The following is a 16,020-nucleotide window of genomic DNA, read 5'->3' as shown; positions in this document are numbered from 1 at the left end:
CGGTCGTTCGGGGTGGGCGAGGTCAGCGGACCAGCAGCGCGCCGCTGGTGCGGTTGCTGGTGGGGTCCACGACGATCAGCGCGCCGCCGACGCGGTTGTCCGCGTACGGCTGCAGCGGCAGTTCGGCCTGCAGCTCGATGGTGACGTGGCCGATCTCATTGACGGACAGCTCATGCGCCTCGGTCTCGGCCAGCGTCTGGATGTCGAGCCGGTGGTCGATGGCGGCGATGCGGGCCTGGACCCAGCGGTTGCCGTGACGCACCCAGTACTTGCGGCCGAGGACGGCGGGCTCGGTGTCGAGCCAGGCCAAGGTGGCTTCGAAGGTGCGCCGGGGCGTGGCCGCTCCCGGGGCGACGATCCAGTCGCCGCGCGAGACATCGACCTGGCGGTCCAGCAGCAGGCCGGCCGATTCGCCGGCGACCGAGGCGGCCACCGGCTCGCCGGCGCGGCGCAGTTCGCCGACGATGGCGGTCTGGCCGCTCGGCAGGATCTGCACTTCATCGCCGACCTGCACCTGGCCTTGCGCGATCCGGCCCCACAGCACGCGCGGGTTGTTGCCGGTGCCGTCGCCGTCCTTGGCCACGTACTGGACCGGCAGCGCCAGCGGCGCCTCGACCGTTTCCTGCACCGTCGGCAGCGACTCCAGCACCTGCAGCAGCGACGGGCCGTCGTACCAGTCCGCTTCGAGCGGCTGCGTCACGTTGTCACCGCGCAGCGCGGAGACCGGCACGATCGCGGTCACGCGGATGCCGGCGGCCGACGCGAATTTCTCCAGCGCGGCCGAGACCTTGCGGAACGCGTCGCCCGGATTCGCGGCGGCGTCGATCTTGTTGATCGCGAAAACGATGCCCGGCACGCGCAGCAGGTGCGCGAGCAGGCTGTGGCGGCGCGTCTGCGGCAGCAGCGGGACGTCGTCGACCGACAGGTCCAGCTTGGTCACATCGACCAGCACCACCGCGGCATCGCTGCCCGCGGCGGCGGTGACCATGTTGCGCGTGTACTGCTCATGGCCCGGCGCGTCGGCAATGATGAACTTGCGCTGCTTGGTCGCGAAGTAGCGGTAGGCCACGTCGATCGTGATGCCCTGTTCGCGCTCGGCTTCGAGGCCGTCGGTCAACAGGCTCAGATCGATCGGCTGGCCGGCGGCGCGCTTGGCCAGCGTGTCGAGCTGGTCGGCGAGGATCGCGCGGCTGTCGAAGAGCAGGCGCCCGATCAGCGTGCTCTTGCCGTCGTCGACGCTGCCGGCGGTCAGGAAGCGCAGCGCGCGGTGCGTCGTGTCGACGTCGGATTGCTGAATCTTGTGAAGGACGGTCATCGGGACTCCTGCCGGGCCGCCCCAAAGGAGGCCCGCGCCCCCTCGGGGGGCAGTGAACGAAGTGAACGTGGGGGCTGCGTCATTTCAGAAGTAGCCCTCTTTCTTGCGACGTTCCATCGAGGCGTCGGAGGTGCGGTCGTCCATGCGCGTGGCACCACGTTCGGACACGGTGACGGTCAGCGTCTCGGCGACGATGTCGGCGGCATTGGCGGCGGGGCTCTCGACCGGGCAGGTGCAGGTCATGTCGCCGACGGTGCGGAAGCGCACCTGCGCCGTCTCGACGGTCTCGCCGGCTTCGGGCGGGGTCACGTCGGTCAGCGGCACCAGCAGGCCCTTGCGACGGATGACCTGGCGGTCGTGCGCGAAGTACAGCGACGGCAGCGGAATGTTCTCGCGGGCGATGTAGAGCCACACGTCCAGCTCGGTCCAGTTGCTGATCGGGAAGGCGCGGAAGTGCTCGCCCGGACGGATGCGGGTGTTGAAGAGGTTCCACAGCTCGGGCCGCTGCTCCTTCGGCTGCCATTGGCCGAAGCTGTCGCGGTGGCTGAAGATGCGCTCCTTGGCGCGCGCCTTCTCTTCGTCGCGGCGGGCGCCGCCGATCAGCACGTCGAAGCGGTGTTCCTCGATCGTCTCCAGCAGCGTCACCGTCTGGTGGCCGTTGCGCGATTCCAGCGGATGCGCCAGGCGGATCGTGCCCTTCTTGATCGAGTCTTCCAGGTGGCCGACGACCAGGCGCTCGCCCATCTCTTCGACGCGGCGGTCGCGGAACTCGATCACTTCCGGGAAGTTGTGGCCGGTGTCCACGTGGACCAGCGGGAAGGGCAGCTTGCCGGCGAACTCGTTGCCGGCGATGCGGCGCTTGAAGGCCTTCTCGGCCAGTCGCAGCACGACGCATGAATCCTTGCCGCCCGAGAACAGCAGGGCGGGGCGCTCGAAAGCCGCGGCGACCTCGCGCAGGATGAAGATGGCCTCTTCTTCGAGGTGGTCCAGGTGGCGGTGGTCCGCCAGCGGCAGCAGTTGTTCGAGGTTCACGGGGGCGTTCATGCCGGGGCTCCGGAGGTCGCGTTCAACGTCGGGGGGGACGCTTCGGGTTCAGATGCGGTGTCGGGCTGGGCGTGCGTGGCGTGCAGCCCGCATTCCTTGGAGGAGTCCTCCCACCACCAGCGGCCGGCGCGGAAGTCCTCGCCGACGGCGATCGCGCGGGTGCAGGGCGCGCAGCCGATGCTGGGCATGAACTGGTCATGCAGCGGGTTGTAGGGGACGACTTGCTGCTGCACGTAGTACCAGACGTCGGCCCAGGTCCACTCGGCCAGCGGATTGATCTTGGTGCGGCCGTGGCCGTCGCCAGTCGTTTCGGTTTCGCGGAAGGGAACCTCGGCGCGGTTGGCGCTCTGCTCGCGGCGCAGGCCGGTGATCCACGCGCTGCGGCCGGCCAGCATGCGCGACAGCGGCTCCAGCTTGCGCACGCCGCAGCAGGCCTTGCGCAGCTCGACGCTGCGGTACATCGGTTCCTCGCCGTTGGCGCGGACGAAGTGGACGACCTGCTCGTTCACCGGCGCCAAGACTTCCACCGCGATGCCGTAGCGTTCATGGATGCGCGGGATCAGCGCCAGCGTCTGCTCGTGCAGCTTGCCGGTGTCCAGCGTCGCCAGCGCGATGGGCAGGCCGTGGCGCGCGATCAGGTCGGTGATGACCATGTCCTCGACGCCCAGCGAGGTCGACTGCAGCGCGCCCGGGCCGAAGTCCGCAGCGGCCTGCTTCAGCACCTCGACCGTGCGCGCGACGCGTTCGTCGAAGCCGGCGGTCTTGCGGGCGTAGAGGCCGATGGCCGAGCCGACGCCCGCATCGGCGGCGCCGGGCAGCGCGGACACGCCGTTCGACGGGGTACCGGAGGCGCCGCCGATCGGCGCGAAGTCCAGCGAAGACAGCTCGCCGCTCATGCTCAGGCCTCGGCCTTGCGCCCCTGGCGGGCGAACAGCGGGCGCGTCTCGTTGACGTCCGCCTGGTAGTGGCCGGGGAAGAAGCCCAGCGCGCGCTCGGCCGCTTCCTGGTTCTGATCGCCGCGCAGCTGGACCGCGTCGACGCCGCAGCGCTGCAGCAGCGGCAGCATGTCGACGAGGACCTCCCCGATCGCGCGCACCTCGCCGGCGTAACGCAGCCGCGAGCGCAGCACATGCGCCTGGCTGTAGGCGCGGCCGTCGACCCACTTCGGGAACTGCAGCACGACCAGCGCGAGGCGCGGTAGGTCGGCCTTCAGGTCGAGCACGTCGATGTCGTTGGGCAGGATCACGCCGGTGGCCAGGCCTTCCGGCCAGGTGTCGCGCACGGCGTGCCACTGCTCCAGCGTCAGCAGCTTGTGGTCGGCGGCGGCGGGGTGCGGTTGCGGACCGTCCTCGCCCGCGCAGGTGTGCCAGGGGTCTTGGGCCTTGGAGACGAACTTCATGATGCGGCGGCGGTCCGTGTTCGGGGTCAGTGCTTGGCGGTGGTGCGGCGGATCTCGTTGGTCGCCTGCTTGAAGGCGTCCAGGCCGATGCGGCGGACCGTCTGGAGGAAGCGTTCGCCGGCCTCGCGCTCGCGGCGGTAGGTGGCGATCACGGCTTCGACCGCGTCGGCCGCCTCATCGGCGGCGAACGACGGACCGATCACCTTGCCCGGCACCGCGGTGCCCGACAGCGTCGAGCCGTCCGAGCCCCCCAGCGTGATCTGGTACCACTCGCTGCCGTCCTTGTCGACGCCGAGCACGCCGATGTGCCCGCTGTGGTGGTGACCGCAGCTGTTGATGCAGCCGCTGATGTGCAGGTCGATGTCGCCGATGTCCCAGAGCTCGTCCAGGTCCTGGAAGCGGTCGGTGATCTCCGCCGCGACCGGGATCGAGCGCGCGTTGGCCAGCGCGCAGAAGTCGCCGCCGGGGCAGACGATCATGTCGGTCAGCAGGCCGATGTTGGGCGTGGCGAAGCCGTGTTCCTTGGCGGCCTCGAAGAGCGCGGGCAGGTCGCTCTCGCGCACCCAGGGCAGCAGCAGGTTCTGGTCGTGAGAGACGCGCAGCTCGCCGTGGCTGTACGCGTCGGACAGCGCGGCGGCCGCGTCCATCTGCGCGTCGGTGATGTCGCCCGGCGGCAGGCCGACGCGCTTGAGCGACAGCGTCACCGACCGGTAGCCGCTGACGCGGTGCGCGTGGACGTTGCGTTCCAGCCAGCGGTGGTAGGCCGGCGAGGCGCCGTCGAAGATGTCGACGCCCGGCACCGGGGTCACGCCTTGCGGCTCGACGAAGCTGGCGGCGACGCGCGCCAGCTCGGCCTCGGGGATGATCTGTTCGTGGCTGCCGGTGTCGTCGCTCAGGATGGCCTGGTACTCGGCGTTGACGGCGTCGAAGTAGGCCTGGCCTTCGGCCTTCACCAGGATCTTGATGCGCGCCTTGTACATGTTGTCGCGGCGGCCGAAGCGGTTGTAGGTGCGCACGATCGCCTCGAGGTACAGCAGGATGTGCTGCCACGGCACGAAGGGACTGATCTCCTGGCCGATGATCGGCGTGCGGCCCATGCCGCCGCCGACGAAGACCTGGAAGCCGATCTCGCCGGCGTCGTTCTTGCGCAGTTGCAGGCCGATGTCGTGCCACGCGATCGCGGCGCGGTCTTCCTTCGCGCCGGAGATCGCGATCTTGAACTTGCGCGGGAGGAAGGCGAATTCCGGATGCAGCGTCGACCACTGGCGCAGCACCTCGGCATAGGGGCGCGGATCGATCAGCTCGTCCGCGGCCACGCCAGCGGTCACGTCGCTGGTGATGTTGCGGATGCAGTTGCCGCTGGTCTGGATGCCGTGCATGTCGACGTCGGCCAACAGGTCCATCACATCGGCCGACTGCGGCAGCGGGATCCAGTTGAATTGCAGGTTCTGGCGCGTGGTGAAGTGGCCGTAGCCGCGGTCATGCTCACGGGCGATGCGCGCGAGCTGGCGCAGCTGGCGGCTGTCCAGCACCCCGTACGGCACGGCGATGCGCAGCATCGGCGCATGGCGCTGGATGTACCAGCCGTTCTGCAGGCGCAGCGCGCGGAAGTCGTCGTCGGGAAGCTGACCCGCCAGATGGCGTTCGAGCTGGTCGCGGAACTGGGCCGCGCGGGCGTGGACGAACTGGCGGTCGAAATCGGTATAGGCGTACATGGCGTCAGCTAGGGCCCGGCCGGGTTTCACAGGGGTCCCCGCCGCGTCGACTGACACCGCGGCTGGCCCAGGGCTGGCCGGGAGTCTGCACTCTATGAACGCTTTATATATATGAGAACTACAAATTCGTAGATTGCTTATGGCCAGATAAGCATATGAAGAATCCTGCAAAGGGCCCGGACGCGGCTTGATCCCCTCCCGGAAGGGGCGGGAGTGGGAGGGGGCGAGGGTGGGTTTGGCGGCCGCAGGCCGCGCTCAGTCCCGCGCTAGCCGGCTCAGGGCCGCGATCTGATCGGCGATCCGCGGTGGCAGCGGCTCGGTGCCGGCCAGGATCGCGCGGATGAAGGCAGCGTTGGCGGCAGGCTCGCAGGCGGTCGAGAGCGGCCAGTCCAGATCCTCGTTGCTTGCCGGGTTGAGATCCAGACCTTGCCCGTTCGCGAAGCCTTGCAGGTGGGCCTTGCGCCGCAGGTGCAGGTAGGCCTCGCCCTCGCTGGCGCGCATGAGCAACGCGCGGCCGTCGTCGGCGCTCAGCCGCGGCAGCGCCTGGCCCATGCTGTCCACGTATTCCGGATGGGTCACCGCGACGACGCGCACGCTGCGACCCGGCAGCGGATCCAGCAGCTTGGCGACGCTGTGGCTGCTGTTGCGCAAGCCCATGCGGGGGCGCAAGGCCATCATCGCGTCCAGACCGGGATGAAGGACGTCGGTCGGCAGGATCGCCAGGCGGTCCGAGGCCAGGCGCTGGCCGGCTTCGGCCACGTCCCTGGCGACGGGAAGTTGCAGGGCCTCGAAGAGTTCGAACGGACTGATGCGGCTGTCGAAGTCGTGCCGGCCGTGGATCAGCACCGGAATGCCGTCGCGTGCCAGCAGCATCGCCACCAGCGGCATCAGGTTCGCCTGCTTGCGTGCGCCGTTGAAGGTCGGCAGCACGACGGTACGGGGGCCGTCCGGCGCGTCCACGCGGGCCGCGCCGGCCTGCATGGCCTCGACGAAACCGAGCAGTTCGTCGAGACTTTCCCCCTTGATGCGCATCGCGATCAGGATGGCGCCGCGCTCCAGGTCCGGCACGGTGCCGTCCAGCAGCGCGGCGAACAGCGCGCGCGCCTGCTCGCGCGTCAGGTCGCGGGCGCCGCGAGCGCCTCGGCCGATTTCCTTGAGGAGGGGGGCGTAGTCCATGCGTCCTTCCGGTGAGGGACGCAGTTTAAGAGGGCCGCCCGGAGGCCCGCCGGGACGCCTGTCGCGGTCTCGGCTTCGGCTTCGGCGACGGGCGTGAGGTCCAGTTCGCCGAACAGGTCCTTCGGGTCGTCCATCTCGGGCACCAGCGTGAGCTCGCGACCCAGGCCGAGGGCCTCGGCGCGGTCGCCCAACCAGCGCAGCGTCGCGAAGTCCTCGAGCGCGAAGCCGACCGAATCGAAGACGGTGACCTCGTCGTCGCTGCGCCGGCCGGCCGCCTCGCCGCGCAGCACGCGCCAGAACTCGGTGACCGCGAAGTCGGCCGGCATCTGTTGCACGTCGCCTTCGATGCGGGACTGGGGCTCGTACTCGACGAACACGTTGGCCCGTGCCAGGACGTCGCGATGCAGCTCGGTCTTGCCGGGGCAATCGCCGCCCACGCCGTTCACGTGCATGCCGGGCTCGATCATGTCGGGCGTCACGATGGTCGCGTTGCGCTTGTCGGCCGTCACCGTCGTGACGATGTCGGCGCCGCGCACGGCCTCCGCAGTGTCGCGGCAGCGGATCAGCGTCAGACCGTCGATGCGCGACAGGTGACGGACGAGCTTGTCGGTCGCGGCCGGGTCGACATCGAAGAGGCGGATCTCATCGATGCCCAGCAGGTGGTGGAAGGCCAGCGCCTGGAACTCGCTCTGCGCGCCGTTGCCGATCAAGGCCATCTTGCGCGAGCCGGGGCGTGCCAGGTGTTGCGCGACCAGCGCGGAGGTGGCCGCGGTGCGCAGCGCCGTGCTGAGTGTCAGCTCCGACAGCAGCCGCGGCGTGCCGGTCGCGACGTCGGCGAGCACGCCGAAAGCCATCACGGTGGGCAGGCCCACGAGGTGGTTTTTGGGGTGGCCGTTGACGTACTTGAAGCTGTAGAGCGAGGCATCCGAGATCGGCATCAGCTCGATCACGCCGTCGTCCGAATGGTTGGCGACACGGGCGCTCTTGTCGAACTGGCTCCATCGGACGTAGTCGTCGGCGATGTAGCGGGCGAGGGTCTGGAAGCTCCGGGCGATGCCGTCGTGCCGGACGACGCGGGCGACGTCGGGCGTGAGGAGGAGGCGGGTCGTCATCGGCAGTCTCATGGCTGTGGGAATGCCTCCATTCTTCGGATCGGCGTGTCAGCAGGAAGCCGGAGAACTGATCAATAATCGAAGTGCCTTGCGCATTTCGTCAGCGAACTCTGACGAAATGCCGTGAAATTCGGGTTAACCCAGGGCGGTCCGCGCGCAAGGCGGCCGCCGGCGCACCAACATGGACACACTCGACCATCAACTGATCGCGCTGCTGCGCCAGGACGCCCGCGCCAGCATCGCGACACTGGCGCACAAGCTGAAGGTGTCGCGCGGGACCGTGACCAACCGGCTGACGCGGCTGGAGGACAGCGGGCAGATCGTCGGCTACACGGTGAAGCTGCGGGCCGACGTGGTCCAGCCGCACATCACGGCGTGGATGAGCATCGCCGTGGAGGGCAACCGCACGCGCGAGGTCGTCGGCATCCTGCTGGGCGAGCCCGGCGTGGCGGGACTGTTCGATACCAACGGACGCTGGGACCTGCTGGCCGAGCTGCGCGCGGACAGCCTCAACGAGCTGGCCGAGATCCTGGAACGCGTGCGTCTGATCAAGGGCATCGGCGCGACCGAGACCAGCATCCACCTGCAGACGTACAAGCTGGCCTGAGCGCGTCAGCGCATCGGCGCATCGGCGCGTCAGCGCCTCTGCGGCTCCACGCTTCTGGCGGACGTCGGCGCATCGTCGTCGTCCGGCTCGGGCGCATCCGGTTCGAGCTGGAAGCGGCCGTCGCGCAGCTCCATGCGCGTGCGCTGCACCACCGCGCGGAGCGCGTTGCAGGCGCCCTCGTTGAAGCGCAGCACGATCTCGACACGCGGGCCGCGTCCGGGGCTCAGCACGCTGACGCCCGACGTCTGCGGCGCCGCATTCGCGCCGCAGGCGAGCGGCCCGGGCTTGTTGTCGAAACCGAGTTCCGCGCCGAGCTGCATCTCGCCGTCGCGCTCGAGCACCAGCCGTTCGGTGCGGCTTTCGCGGCCGCGGTCGACGTCGTAGCGGCGGCTGCGCAGGATCCAGCGCTCGTCGGCGATCTGCAGCAGTTGCAGGTCCTCGTCGCCGGAGCCGGGCGCGCCCGGCATCAACAGCAGGCCCTTGGCGTGGAGCTTCCAGCGGCCGGCCTCGTCGGCGGCCAGCACGGCGGCGCCGAGCGCCGGCACGCAGGCCGCGCAGCGGAACTGGTCGCGCGGGCCGGGCGTCAGCTGGTAGACCAGCATCAGCTTGTCGACGTTCGATTCGACGTAACGCGCGCGGAACACCTCGCGGACCTCGGCGCGCAGCGTCGGCGACCGCCCGCCGAAGAAGGCGGCCGCGCGTTCGTGGCGCCAGGTGTTGCCCCCGTAGACCAGCTTCATCGCCGTGGCGGCATCGGGCGGCTTGTCGATGGCGATGGGGATCTGGGCGCGCACCGCCGCCGTGACGAGCAGCAGCAACGCCGCGGCGCACAGGCGACGAAGGAGGCCGAGGCTGCGGCGGTGGGCGAGGGGCTCGTGCACGAAGGGCGGGTTCGGCGTGTGGCGAAGCCGCGATCATCGCCGAGCTGAGCGGCCCCCGGGTACAGTCCCCGCCCATGAGCCGTCCCGACGCCACTGCCCCCGTGATCCGCAGCCTGCTGGAGACCGATCTCTACAAGTTCACGATGTGGCAGGCGATGCTGCATCGCTATCCGCAGGCGCAGGCCGAGTACCGCTTCGCCTGCCGCAACACGCCGCAGTACCCGCTGGCGGAACTGGTCGCTGACCTGGAGCGCGAGATCGACCACCTCTGCGCGCTGACCTTCCGCGCCGACGAGCTCGAGTACCTGAGCGGCCTGCGCTTCATGAAGCCGGACTTCATCGACCTGCTGCGCATCTTCCGCTTCCAGCGCGCGTTCATCACGGTGCGCGCGGACGGCGAGAAGCTCGACATCGTCGTGCGCGGCCCGCAGGTCCACGTGATGGCCTTCGAGATCTTCGTGCTGGCGATGGTCAACGAGCTGTACTTCCGTCGCTTCGACCAGGCGGCCGCGATCGAGGAGGGGCGCCGACGGCTGGCGGAGAAGATCGCCTCGATCCGGACCTTCGCGCGCGACGAGGCGCCGCGCCGCCACCCGTTCCAGTTCTTCGACTTCGGCCTGCGGCGGCGTTTCTCCGGCGCCTGGCACGAGGAGGTCCTGCGCACGCTGCGCGACGAGCTGCCGGAGACCTTCCGCGGCACCTCCAACGTGCTGCTGGCCAAGGAGCTCGGGCTGGTGCCGATCGGCACGATGGCGCACGAGTACCTGCAGGCCTACCAGGCGACCGGCGTGCGGCTGCGCGACCACCAGAAGGCCGCGCTCGAGGACTGGGTCCAGGAGTACCGCGGCGACCTGGGCATCGCGCTGACGGACGTCATCGGCATGGACGCGTTCCTGGCCGATTTCGATCTCTACTTCGCCAAGCTGTTCGACGGACTGCGCCACGATTCGGGCGATCCGGTCGAATGGGGCGAGAAGGCGCTGGCGCACTACGACCAGCTGCGCATCGACGCCAACACCAAGCGCCTGGTGTTCTCCGACGCGCTCGACATGCCCAAGGCGCTGGCGCTGTACCGGCACTTCGCGGACCGCGTCCAGCTGGGCTTCGGCATCGGGACCAAGCTGAGCAACGACGTGGGCCTGCCGACGCTCAACATCGTCATCAAGCTCACCCACGTCAACGGTCAGCCGGTGGCCAAGCTCTCGGACAGTCCCGGCAAGACCATGTGCGAGGACCAGACCTTCCTGGCCTACCTGCGGCAGGTGTTCAACGTGAAGCCGGCTAACGGCTAACGGCTAACGGCTCACGGCTCACGGCTGACGCGCCGGTGCGAGACCACGGCGTCGACCTCTGTCGGCGCGCGGCCGGCCGGACGCGCGCCGCTCAGTCGCGATGCGCCGTGATCCGATGGACGACGGGACCGGCCAGCAGCGGCGTGGGTTTGCCTTCGACCCAGTCCTGATGCCCCGCGCCGTAGAACGGCGACATCGGATGACCGCTCTGTCCCCCCGGCATCGACAGCCAACCCTGCTCCTCGCGGCCCGGCGACACGACCAGCCGTTCCGACTGTCCGAACGCGGGTCCGGCGACGTGAGGCAGGTTGCTGTCGCCGCTCTGCGGCAGCGACGGCATGTCGAGCCAGCGCGACAGCGCCGGGATGGCCTTGGCCAGCGGATGCTGGATGCGGCTGGCGTTCTGCGCGCCCCAGGTGGCGCCGCCGAGGTTGCCGTCCGGCGCGATCTCGCGGGCCGCGCCGTCCAGTTGCGCCAGCAGCAGCGCATCCCAGCTCGCGAACGCGGCCGGCAACAGGTGCGGCGGCCGCTCGTCGACGGCGCGCGCGGCGCTGTACTCGAACTGGTTGCGCCAGCGCATGCGCCGTGCCGGGTCGAGCTGCCGCTCGCCGAGCGCCGGCAGCGTCCACGCATCCCACAAGGTGTCCAGCACCCGCAGGCGCGCCTGGCGCACCAGCCGGTAGGCCGCCGAATCCGCATCGGCGCGGCCGTTCCAGTTTTCCAGCAGCTGCACGAAGGCGCGATGCGTCGGATTGGCGCCGGCATCGGTGCGGGACGCCGCCAGCAGCCGTGCCGCCCAGGTCTTCATGAAGCGCGCCTCGTCGTCCTGGTGGATGGCGCCGATCGAGGCCTCGTCATGCTTCTCCCGGGCCGAGAGCCGGTCGCGGATCTGCTGCGCGCGCGCCCCCAGGTCGAAGCCGCCGTCGCCCAGCAGCTCGCCCGGCGCGCCGTCGAGCTGGCGGTTGTTGGCGGTCCACAACTGACCCTGGGCGGGAGAGAGCACCTGCGGCGCGCGATCCGGATCGAGCCAGTCGCGCCGCATCGCCGACGGTGCGATGAACCGGCCGTAGCCCTCGGGCAGGGCCGGCTGCGCCCACAGGCGTCCGGCGACGGTCCAGCCGATCTGGCCGTCGCGATCGGCGGCGAGCAGGTTCTGGTGCGGCATGCCGGCGCGTTGCGCGAGCGCCAGCGCCTCGCTGACGTGGCGCACCTGCAGCATGCGGTCGAGTTCCAGGTTGTAGGCCGCGCCCTGGTGCGCGATCCAGTGCAGCGCGAAACGGCGTCCGCCGTCGACGGTCACGATCGGCGCGTCGTCGATCTCGTTCACGTCCAGCGTCACCGCCGGACCGCCGTGGACCTCGATCGTTTCGGTGCGCGTCGAGACCTTCGCATCGGGCGGGACCTCGATCCAGTCGAACCATTGCCCGTAGGCATTGGTGAATCCCCAGGCGACGGCCCCGTTGGAGCCCACCACCAGCGCCGGCAGGCCGGGCAGCGTCACGCCCGCCGCGCGCAGGCCGCCCGGTCCGGCGCCGATCTGGAACTGCGCGCGGTACCAGATGCTGGGCACGCCCAGGCCCAGGTGCATGTCGTCGGCCAGGATCGCGCCGCCATGCGTCGAGCGGGAACCGGCGACCGCCCACTGGTTGCTGCCCAGGACCGGCAACTCTCCGCTCGAGCGGGCGCTGGCCGGCGTGCCCGCCGGGATGCTGGCGGGTGCGCTGGCCGGCGTGGCGGGCGTCGCCGGGGCGCGGGCCTGGCTCACGTCGAGCTGTTCCGGCGTCGGCATCGGCGGCGAGGGCAACTGGCTGCCGTCGAGCGCCGCGTCCCAGCGACCGCCGCGCGGGCTGAGCCAGTCGAAGAGCGCATCGCCGGCGTGCTCGCGCAGCGTCGCGCGGTCGAAGCCCGCCTCGAAGCTGCCGGACTGCAGCATGAAGTACATCTCCGAGATCACCAGCAAGGAGTCCACCGGCGCCCAGTCCTGCGGCCGGGCGCGCAGCAGCAGGTACTGCCAGGGGCGCATCGGCAGCGCATGGAGGCCGGCGTTGACGCCCTCCGTGTACGCGAGCAGCAGCAGCCGGTCCTCGCCGGACAGTCCTTCGAAGCGGTCGGTCAGCCGCGCGCGCAGGCGATGGACGCGGCGGGCGCGGTCGCGCTCCAGCGCCTTGGCGCCGAACAGCGCGGACAGCTCCCCGGCCGCGGAACGGCGCGTCAGGTCCATCTCGAAGAAGCGTTCCTGCGCATGCGCGAAACCCAGCCCGCGAGCGACGTCCAGCCGCGTGCGGCCCTCGACGACCAGCGTGCCCAGCGCATCGCGACCCAGGCTGACCGGCGCGCTCAAACCGGGAATCCCGGCGTCGCCCTCCAGCTGCGGCAGGCTGGCGCGTACGCAGGCCCAGGCCGCGATGACCAGCGCCACCAGCAGGAACGGCAGCCCGACCAGGCTCCGCACGGTCCAGCGCCGCAGCGCGCTCTTTCCACTCATGTGCTCTCCTGCTCCGGGCCCTGATGGCGGCCTCGATGTCGGGTCCTGATTTCGGGCCGCGATTGTGCGTGCGCGCTGCAACAGCATTGCTACAGAGCTTCCCTAGAATCCCGCGCCATGCCCCGAGACGACCGCGACCATACCAAGCCTGTCCCCGCCCTGCCGGCGTTGCCTTCCCGCCGACGCTGGCTGACCGCCGCCGGCGCGCTCGGGTTGAGCGCGCTGAGCGCGTGCTCGACGCTCACGCCGTCCTCGGCGCCTCCTCCGGTCGTGGCAACACCCGACCCCGAGCTGCCGACGCCCGTCACGCCCAAGCCGATCCCCAAGCCGCCGCGCGTGGGCCTGGCGCTGGGCGGCGGCGCCGCGCGCGGCTTCGCGCACATCGGCGTGATCCAGGTGATGGAGGAGAACGGCATCAAGGTCGACCTCGTCTGCGGCACGTCGGCCGGCAGCCTGGTCGGCGCGCTGTACGCGGCAGGTCGGACCGGCAAGGAGCTGCAGACCGTCGCCGAGGCGATGGACGAGGGCGCCATCACCGACTGGACCTTCCCGATGCGCGGCCTGATCCGCGGCGAGGCGCTGGCGCGCTACGTCCGTCAGATGACGGGCAACCGCGGGCTGGAGCAGTTGCCGCTGCCGCTGGGCATCGTCGCGACGGACCTGGGCGACGGCTCGCCGATCCTGTTCCGGCAGGGCGACGTGGGCACCGCGGTGCGCGCGTCGAGCGCGGTGCCGGCGGTGTTCCAGCCGGTCAAGATCGGCAACCGCGAGTACGTGGACGGCGGCCTGGTCGCGCCAGTGCCGGTGCGTTTCGCCAAGCAGATGGGCGCCGAGTTCGTCATCGCCGTCGACATCGGCGAACCGCCCGATCCCAAGATCCCCGGCGATGCGATGCGCATGCTGCTGCAGACCTTCTCGATCATGGGCAAGTCGATCAACCAGTACGAGCTGCAGGGCGCGGACGTCGTGCTGCGGCCCAAGCTGGACGGCTTCAGCGGCTCGGACTTCACCACGCGCCGCCGCGCCATCACGCTCGGGCGCGAGGTGGCAACGGCGATGCTGCCGGAGATCCGCAGGAAGATCGCGGCGAAGACGCGCTGAGGACGCGCTGAGGACGCGCTGAGCGCCGCCTCGGCACGGCCCCTGTGCCGCTGATCGGATCGGCGACGGTGGCGGAGCGGGGCCGCCGTCGCACGGCTCAGAGCCGTTCGCCGCGCGCGCTCGCCTCGATCAGCTTGTCCAGGCGCGCGAGCTGCGTCTCGGGCTTCTTCGCGCTGAGGATGTGCCAGATGCTGGTGCGGCGGTAGCCGTCCGGCTGCGCCTGGAAGAAGGCCCAGGCCTTGGCGTCGCGCATGAAGATGACCTCGTGCGACGGCGAGAGCTCGACCAGTTCCTTGGGCTGTTCGAACGCGTAGACGCGCGAGCGTTCTTCCTGCCGGCGCTCGAACGCCGCGAGGCCGGCGGGCTTCATCCGGCCCTCCTGGATCAGCGCCTCGGCGCGACCGATGTTCACGGCGCTCCAGATCGACACCGCCTTGCGCGGCGTGAAGCGGATCTTGTAGCGCTTGTCGTCGATGCGGGTGCGCACGCCGTCGATCCAGCCGTGGCACAGCGCTTCGTCGACCGACTCGGGCCAGGCCAGGCTGGGCTCGCCGGTCGCGCGCTTGTGGAAGCCGACCAGGACCTCCGTGGCCGTGGCGGCATGCTCGTCGAGCCAGGCGCGGAACGCCGCGGCGCTGGCGAAGAAGATCGGGGTGCGGGTGGCCATGGGGCGCCAGTATGCCGCTGGCGCGTGCATTGCCCTCTGTCCGCAGCAGCCGGTACGCCCGCGGCGCGGCGAGAACCTCCTGGTGGATCGAAGGCGCGGCGCGCGGCGATGCCGATTCGAGGTCCCGCAGGGGAACCCGCCCAACTGGCGCGCGCATGCCGTTTGCCGTACTTGTCGTACTCGTACGCGAACAGCAATGATGCTTAACAACCAGGGTTCGTGAGTATTTGATGTGGTCCCTGGCATGAGATAACGTACGCTGACAATAACCTTCAGAGACAGGAACGCCGTGCGAAACAACGATCAGGACTCCGACCGCGAGCGGCCCCGGCTGCGGCGCGGTCCGGCCGAGATGGCCGCGCTCAAGCGCGAGATGCTGGAGCGCGCGCGCAAGATCTACCGCGACGAAGGCGTCGAAGCGCTCAGCATGCGCCGGCTGGCGCATGAGCTCGGCATCTCGACGATGGCGATCTACAGCTACTTCGAGAGCAAGAAGGCGCTGCTGGACGGCCTGTGGATCGAGGTGTTCGAGTCGCTGACCGACGAGCTGCTGGATGCCTCCAAGGACCAGCGCGGGCCGCGCAAGGTGCTGGAGGCGCACACGCGCTGCCTGCTCGACTTCTGGGAGCGGCATCCGGAGCAGTTCCGCATGATCTACATGTCGCTGACGCAGACCGGCACGCTGGAGGAGATCGGCCAGGCCCAGCAGCCCGTGTACAACCGGCTGCTCGGGCTGATGCGGGAACGTGTCGCCGCCTGCGCGCCCGACGGCTTCGAGCCGGGTGAGGTCGCGATCCGCTCGATGTGCGACCAGATGTCGGTGCGGACCATGGGCTACCTGATGATGGTGATCGGCCTGCCGCGCTACCCGCTCTACGATCGCGAGGCGCTGCGCGAGTTCACCGTCCAGGGCGTGCTGCGCGATGTGACGGACCAGTACGCGCGGTTCGCCGCAGGCGCCACCGTCCCCCCCGCGCCGGCGGCGTCACCGACGGCCGCGGACTGAAGCCCGCGGGCTCACGCGCCGTCACGCGTCCATCACGTGCCCATCACGCGGGCGCCTGGGCGATTGCCGGAGCACCATCCCGGTGCCCGTGACGCCCCGTGGGGCGCGGCAGAAGAGGCGCCGCGCGGAGACCGCGGCGATCCGATCCGTACAGGCGAAAAAAAGCCCAGCATGAAGCTGGGCTTGAAGGGCACTTGGGAAGCTTGACTTCCTTGGGTAC

At 70.1% G+C, this 16,020-nt stretch carries 14 protein-coding genes; 4 read left to right on the top strand and 10 right to left on the bottom strand.

From position 1 onward, the window contains the following. Nucleotides 1-22: 22 nt before the first annotated feature. From ACQ4L4_RS15015 to ACQ4L4_RS14985, 7 genes are all read right to left on the bottom strand, one after another. A complete protein-coding gene (locus tag ACQ4L4_RS15015; RefSeq protein WP_431099746.1) occupies nucleotides 23-1,315 on the bottom strand; it encodes a sulfate adenylyltransferase subunit 1 in 1,293 nt (430 codons plus the stop codon). A gap of 84 nt (nucleotides 1,316-1,399) precedes the next feature. Next, complete coding sequence (gene cysD, locus ACQ4L4_RS15010; RefSeq protein ID WP_431099745.1) at nucleotides 1,400-2,359, bottom strand: sulfate adenylyltransferase subunit CysD; 960 nt, start codon at nucleotides 2,357-2,359, stop codon at nucleotides 1,400-1,402. Then, nucleotides 2,356-3,255: a phosphoadenylyl-sulfate reductase gene (locus ACQ4L4_RS15005; protein WP_431099744.1), complete on the bottom strand. Its 900-nt coding sequence runs from the start codon at nucleotides 3,253-3,255 to the stop codon at nucleotides 2,356-2,358. The genes cysD and ACQ4L4_RS15005 overlap by 4 nt, the downstream gene beginning before the upstream one ends. A 2-nt stretch (nucleotides 3,256-3,257) precedes the next feature. After that, nucleotides 3,258-3,758, bottom strand: coding sequence for a DUF934 domain-containing protein (locus ACQ4L4_RS15000; RefSeq protein WP_431099743.1), 501 nt, complete (start codon nucleotides 3,756-3,758; stop codon nucleotides 3,258-3,260). A 26-nt stretch (nucleotides 3,759-3,784) separates the two neighbouring features. Further along, on the bottom strand, nucleotides 3,785-5,473 hold the full coding sequence (locus ACQ4L4_RS14995; protein ID WP_431099742.1) for a nitrite/sulfite reductase: 1,689 nt from the start codon (nucleotides 5,471-5,473) through the stop codon (nucleotides 3,785-3,787). 255 nt (nucleotides 5,474-5,728) lie between these two features. Continuing rightward, the gene (gene ybiB, locus ACQ4L4_RS14990) at nucleotides 5,729-6,649 is read right to left on the bottom strand and encodes a DNA-binding protein YbiB (RefSeq protein WP_431099741.1); all 921 of its coding nucleotides are present in this window, start codon (nucleotides 6,647-6,649) and stop codon (nucleotides 5,729-5,731) included. Further along, nucleotides 6,589-7,761 carry an ornithine cyclodeaminase gene (locus ACQ4L4_RS14985; protein WP_431099740.1) on the bottom strand — a complete coding sequence of 391 codons (1,173 nt, stop codon included), beginning with the start codon at nucleotides 7,759-7,761 and terminating at the stop codon, nucleotides 6,589-6,591. The genes ybiB and ACQ4L4_RS14985 overlap by 61 nt, the downstream gene beginning before the upstream one ends. A 181-nt stretch (nucleotides 7,762-7,942) precedes the next feature. Here ACQ4L4_RS14985 and ACQ4L4_RS14980 point away from each other — a divergent pair, with 181 nt between their 5' ends. Next, a complete protein-coding gene (locus ACQ4L4_RS14980) occupies nucleotides 7,943-8,368 on the top strand; it encodes an Lrp/AsnC family transcriptional regulator (protein WP_377161224.1) in 426 nt (141 codons plus the stop codon). 29 nt (nucleotides 8,369-8,397) lie between these two features. On the opposite strand, the gene ACQ4L4_RS14975 is transcribed toward ACQ4L4_RS14980, so the two are convergent. Continuing rightward, nucleotides 8,398-9,249, bottom strand: coding sequence for a hypothetical protein (locus ACQ4L4_RS14975; protein WP_431099739.1), 852 nt, complete (start codon nucleotides 9,247-9,249; stop codon nucleotides 8,398-8,400). A 74-nt stretch (nucleotides 9,250-9,323) separates the two neighbouring features. On the opposite strand from ACQ4L4_RS14975, the gene pncB reads away from it, so the two are divergent. Then, entirely contained in the window at nucleotides 9,324-10,541 is a 1,218-nt protein-coding gene (pncB, locus tag ACQ4L4_RS14970; RefSeq protein WP_377161228.1) for a nicotinate phosphoribosyltransferase, read from the top strand. A 91-nt stretch (nucleotides 10,542-10,632) separates the two neighbouring features. Here the strand turns inward: pncB and ACQ4L4_RS14965 are convergent, their stop codons facing one another. Then, on the bottom strand, nucleotides 10,633-13,026 hold the full coding sequence (locus ACQ4L4_RS14965; RefSeq protein ID WP_431099738.1) for a penicillin acylase family protein: 2,394 nt from the start codon (nucleotides 13,024-13,026) through the stop codon (nucleotides 10,633-10,635). A gap of 117 nt (nucleotides 13,027-13,143) precedes the next feature. On the opposite strand from ACQ4L4_RS14965, the gene ACQ4L4_RS14960 reads away from it, so the two are divergent. After that, nucleotides 13,144-14,127 (top strand): patatin-like phospholipase family protein, encoded by a 984-nt coding sequence (locus ACQ4L4_RS14960; RefSeq protein ID WP_431099737.1) that lies wholly within the window; start codon nucleotides 13,144-13,146, stop codon nucleotides 14,125-14,127. A 97-nt stretch (nucleotides 14,128-14,224) separates the two neighbouring features. On the opposite strand, the gene ACQ4L4_RS14955 is transcribed toward ACQ4L4_RS14960, so the two are convergent. Further along, nucleotides 14,225-14,794, bottom strand: a complete 570-nt coding sequence (locus tag ACQ4L4_RS14955) for a YdeI/OmpD-associated family protein (RefSeq protein ID WP_377161234.1) — start codon at nucleotides 14,792-14,794, stop codon at nucleotides 14,225-14,227. Between the two features lie 289 nt (nucleotides 14,795-15,083). Here ACQ4L4_RS14955 and ACQ4L4_RS14950 point away from each other — a divergent pair, with 289 nt between their 5' ends. Continuing rightward, nucleotides 15,084-15,800 carry a TetR/AcrR family transcriptional regulator gene (locus tag ACQ4L4_RS14950; protein ID WP_431099736.1) on the top strand — a complete coding sequence of 239 codons (717 nt, stop codon included), beginning with the start codon at nucleotides 15,084-15,086 and terminating at the stop codon, nucleotides 15,798-15,800. The last annotated feature ends 220 nt before the right edge of the window (nucleotides 15,801-16,020 follow it).

Origin of the sequence: Roseateles noduli, from assembly GCF_050626985.1 — a bacterium.
Taxonomy (GTDB): Bacteria; Pseudomonadota; Gammaproteobacteria; order Burkholderiales; family Burkholderiaceae_C; genus Roseateles; species Roseateles noduli_A.
Note: the sequence above shows the minus strand (reverse complement) of the source record. Positions and strands in the feature narration are given on the sequence as shown.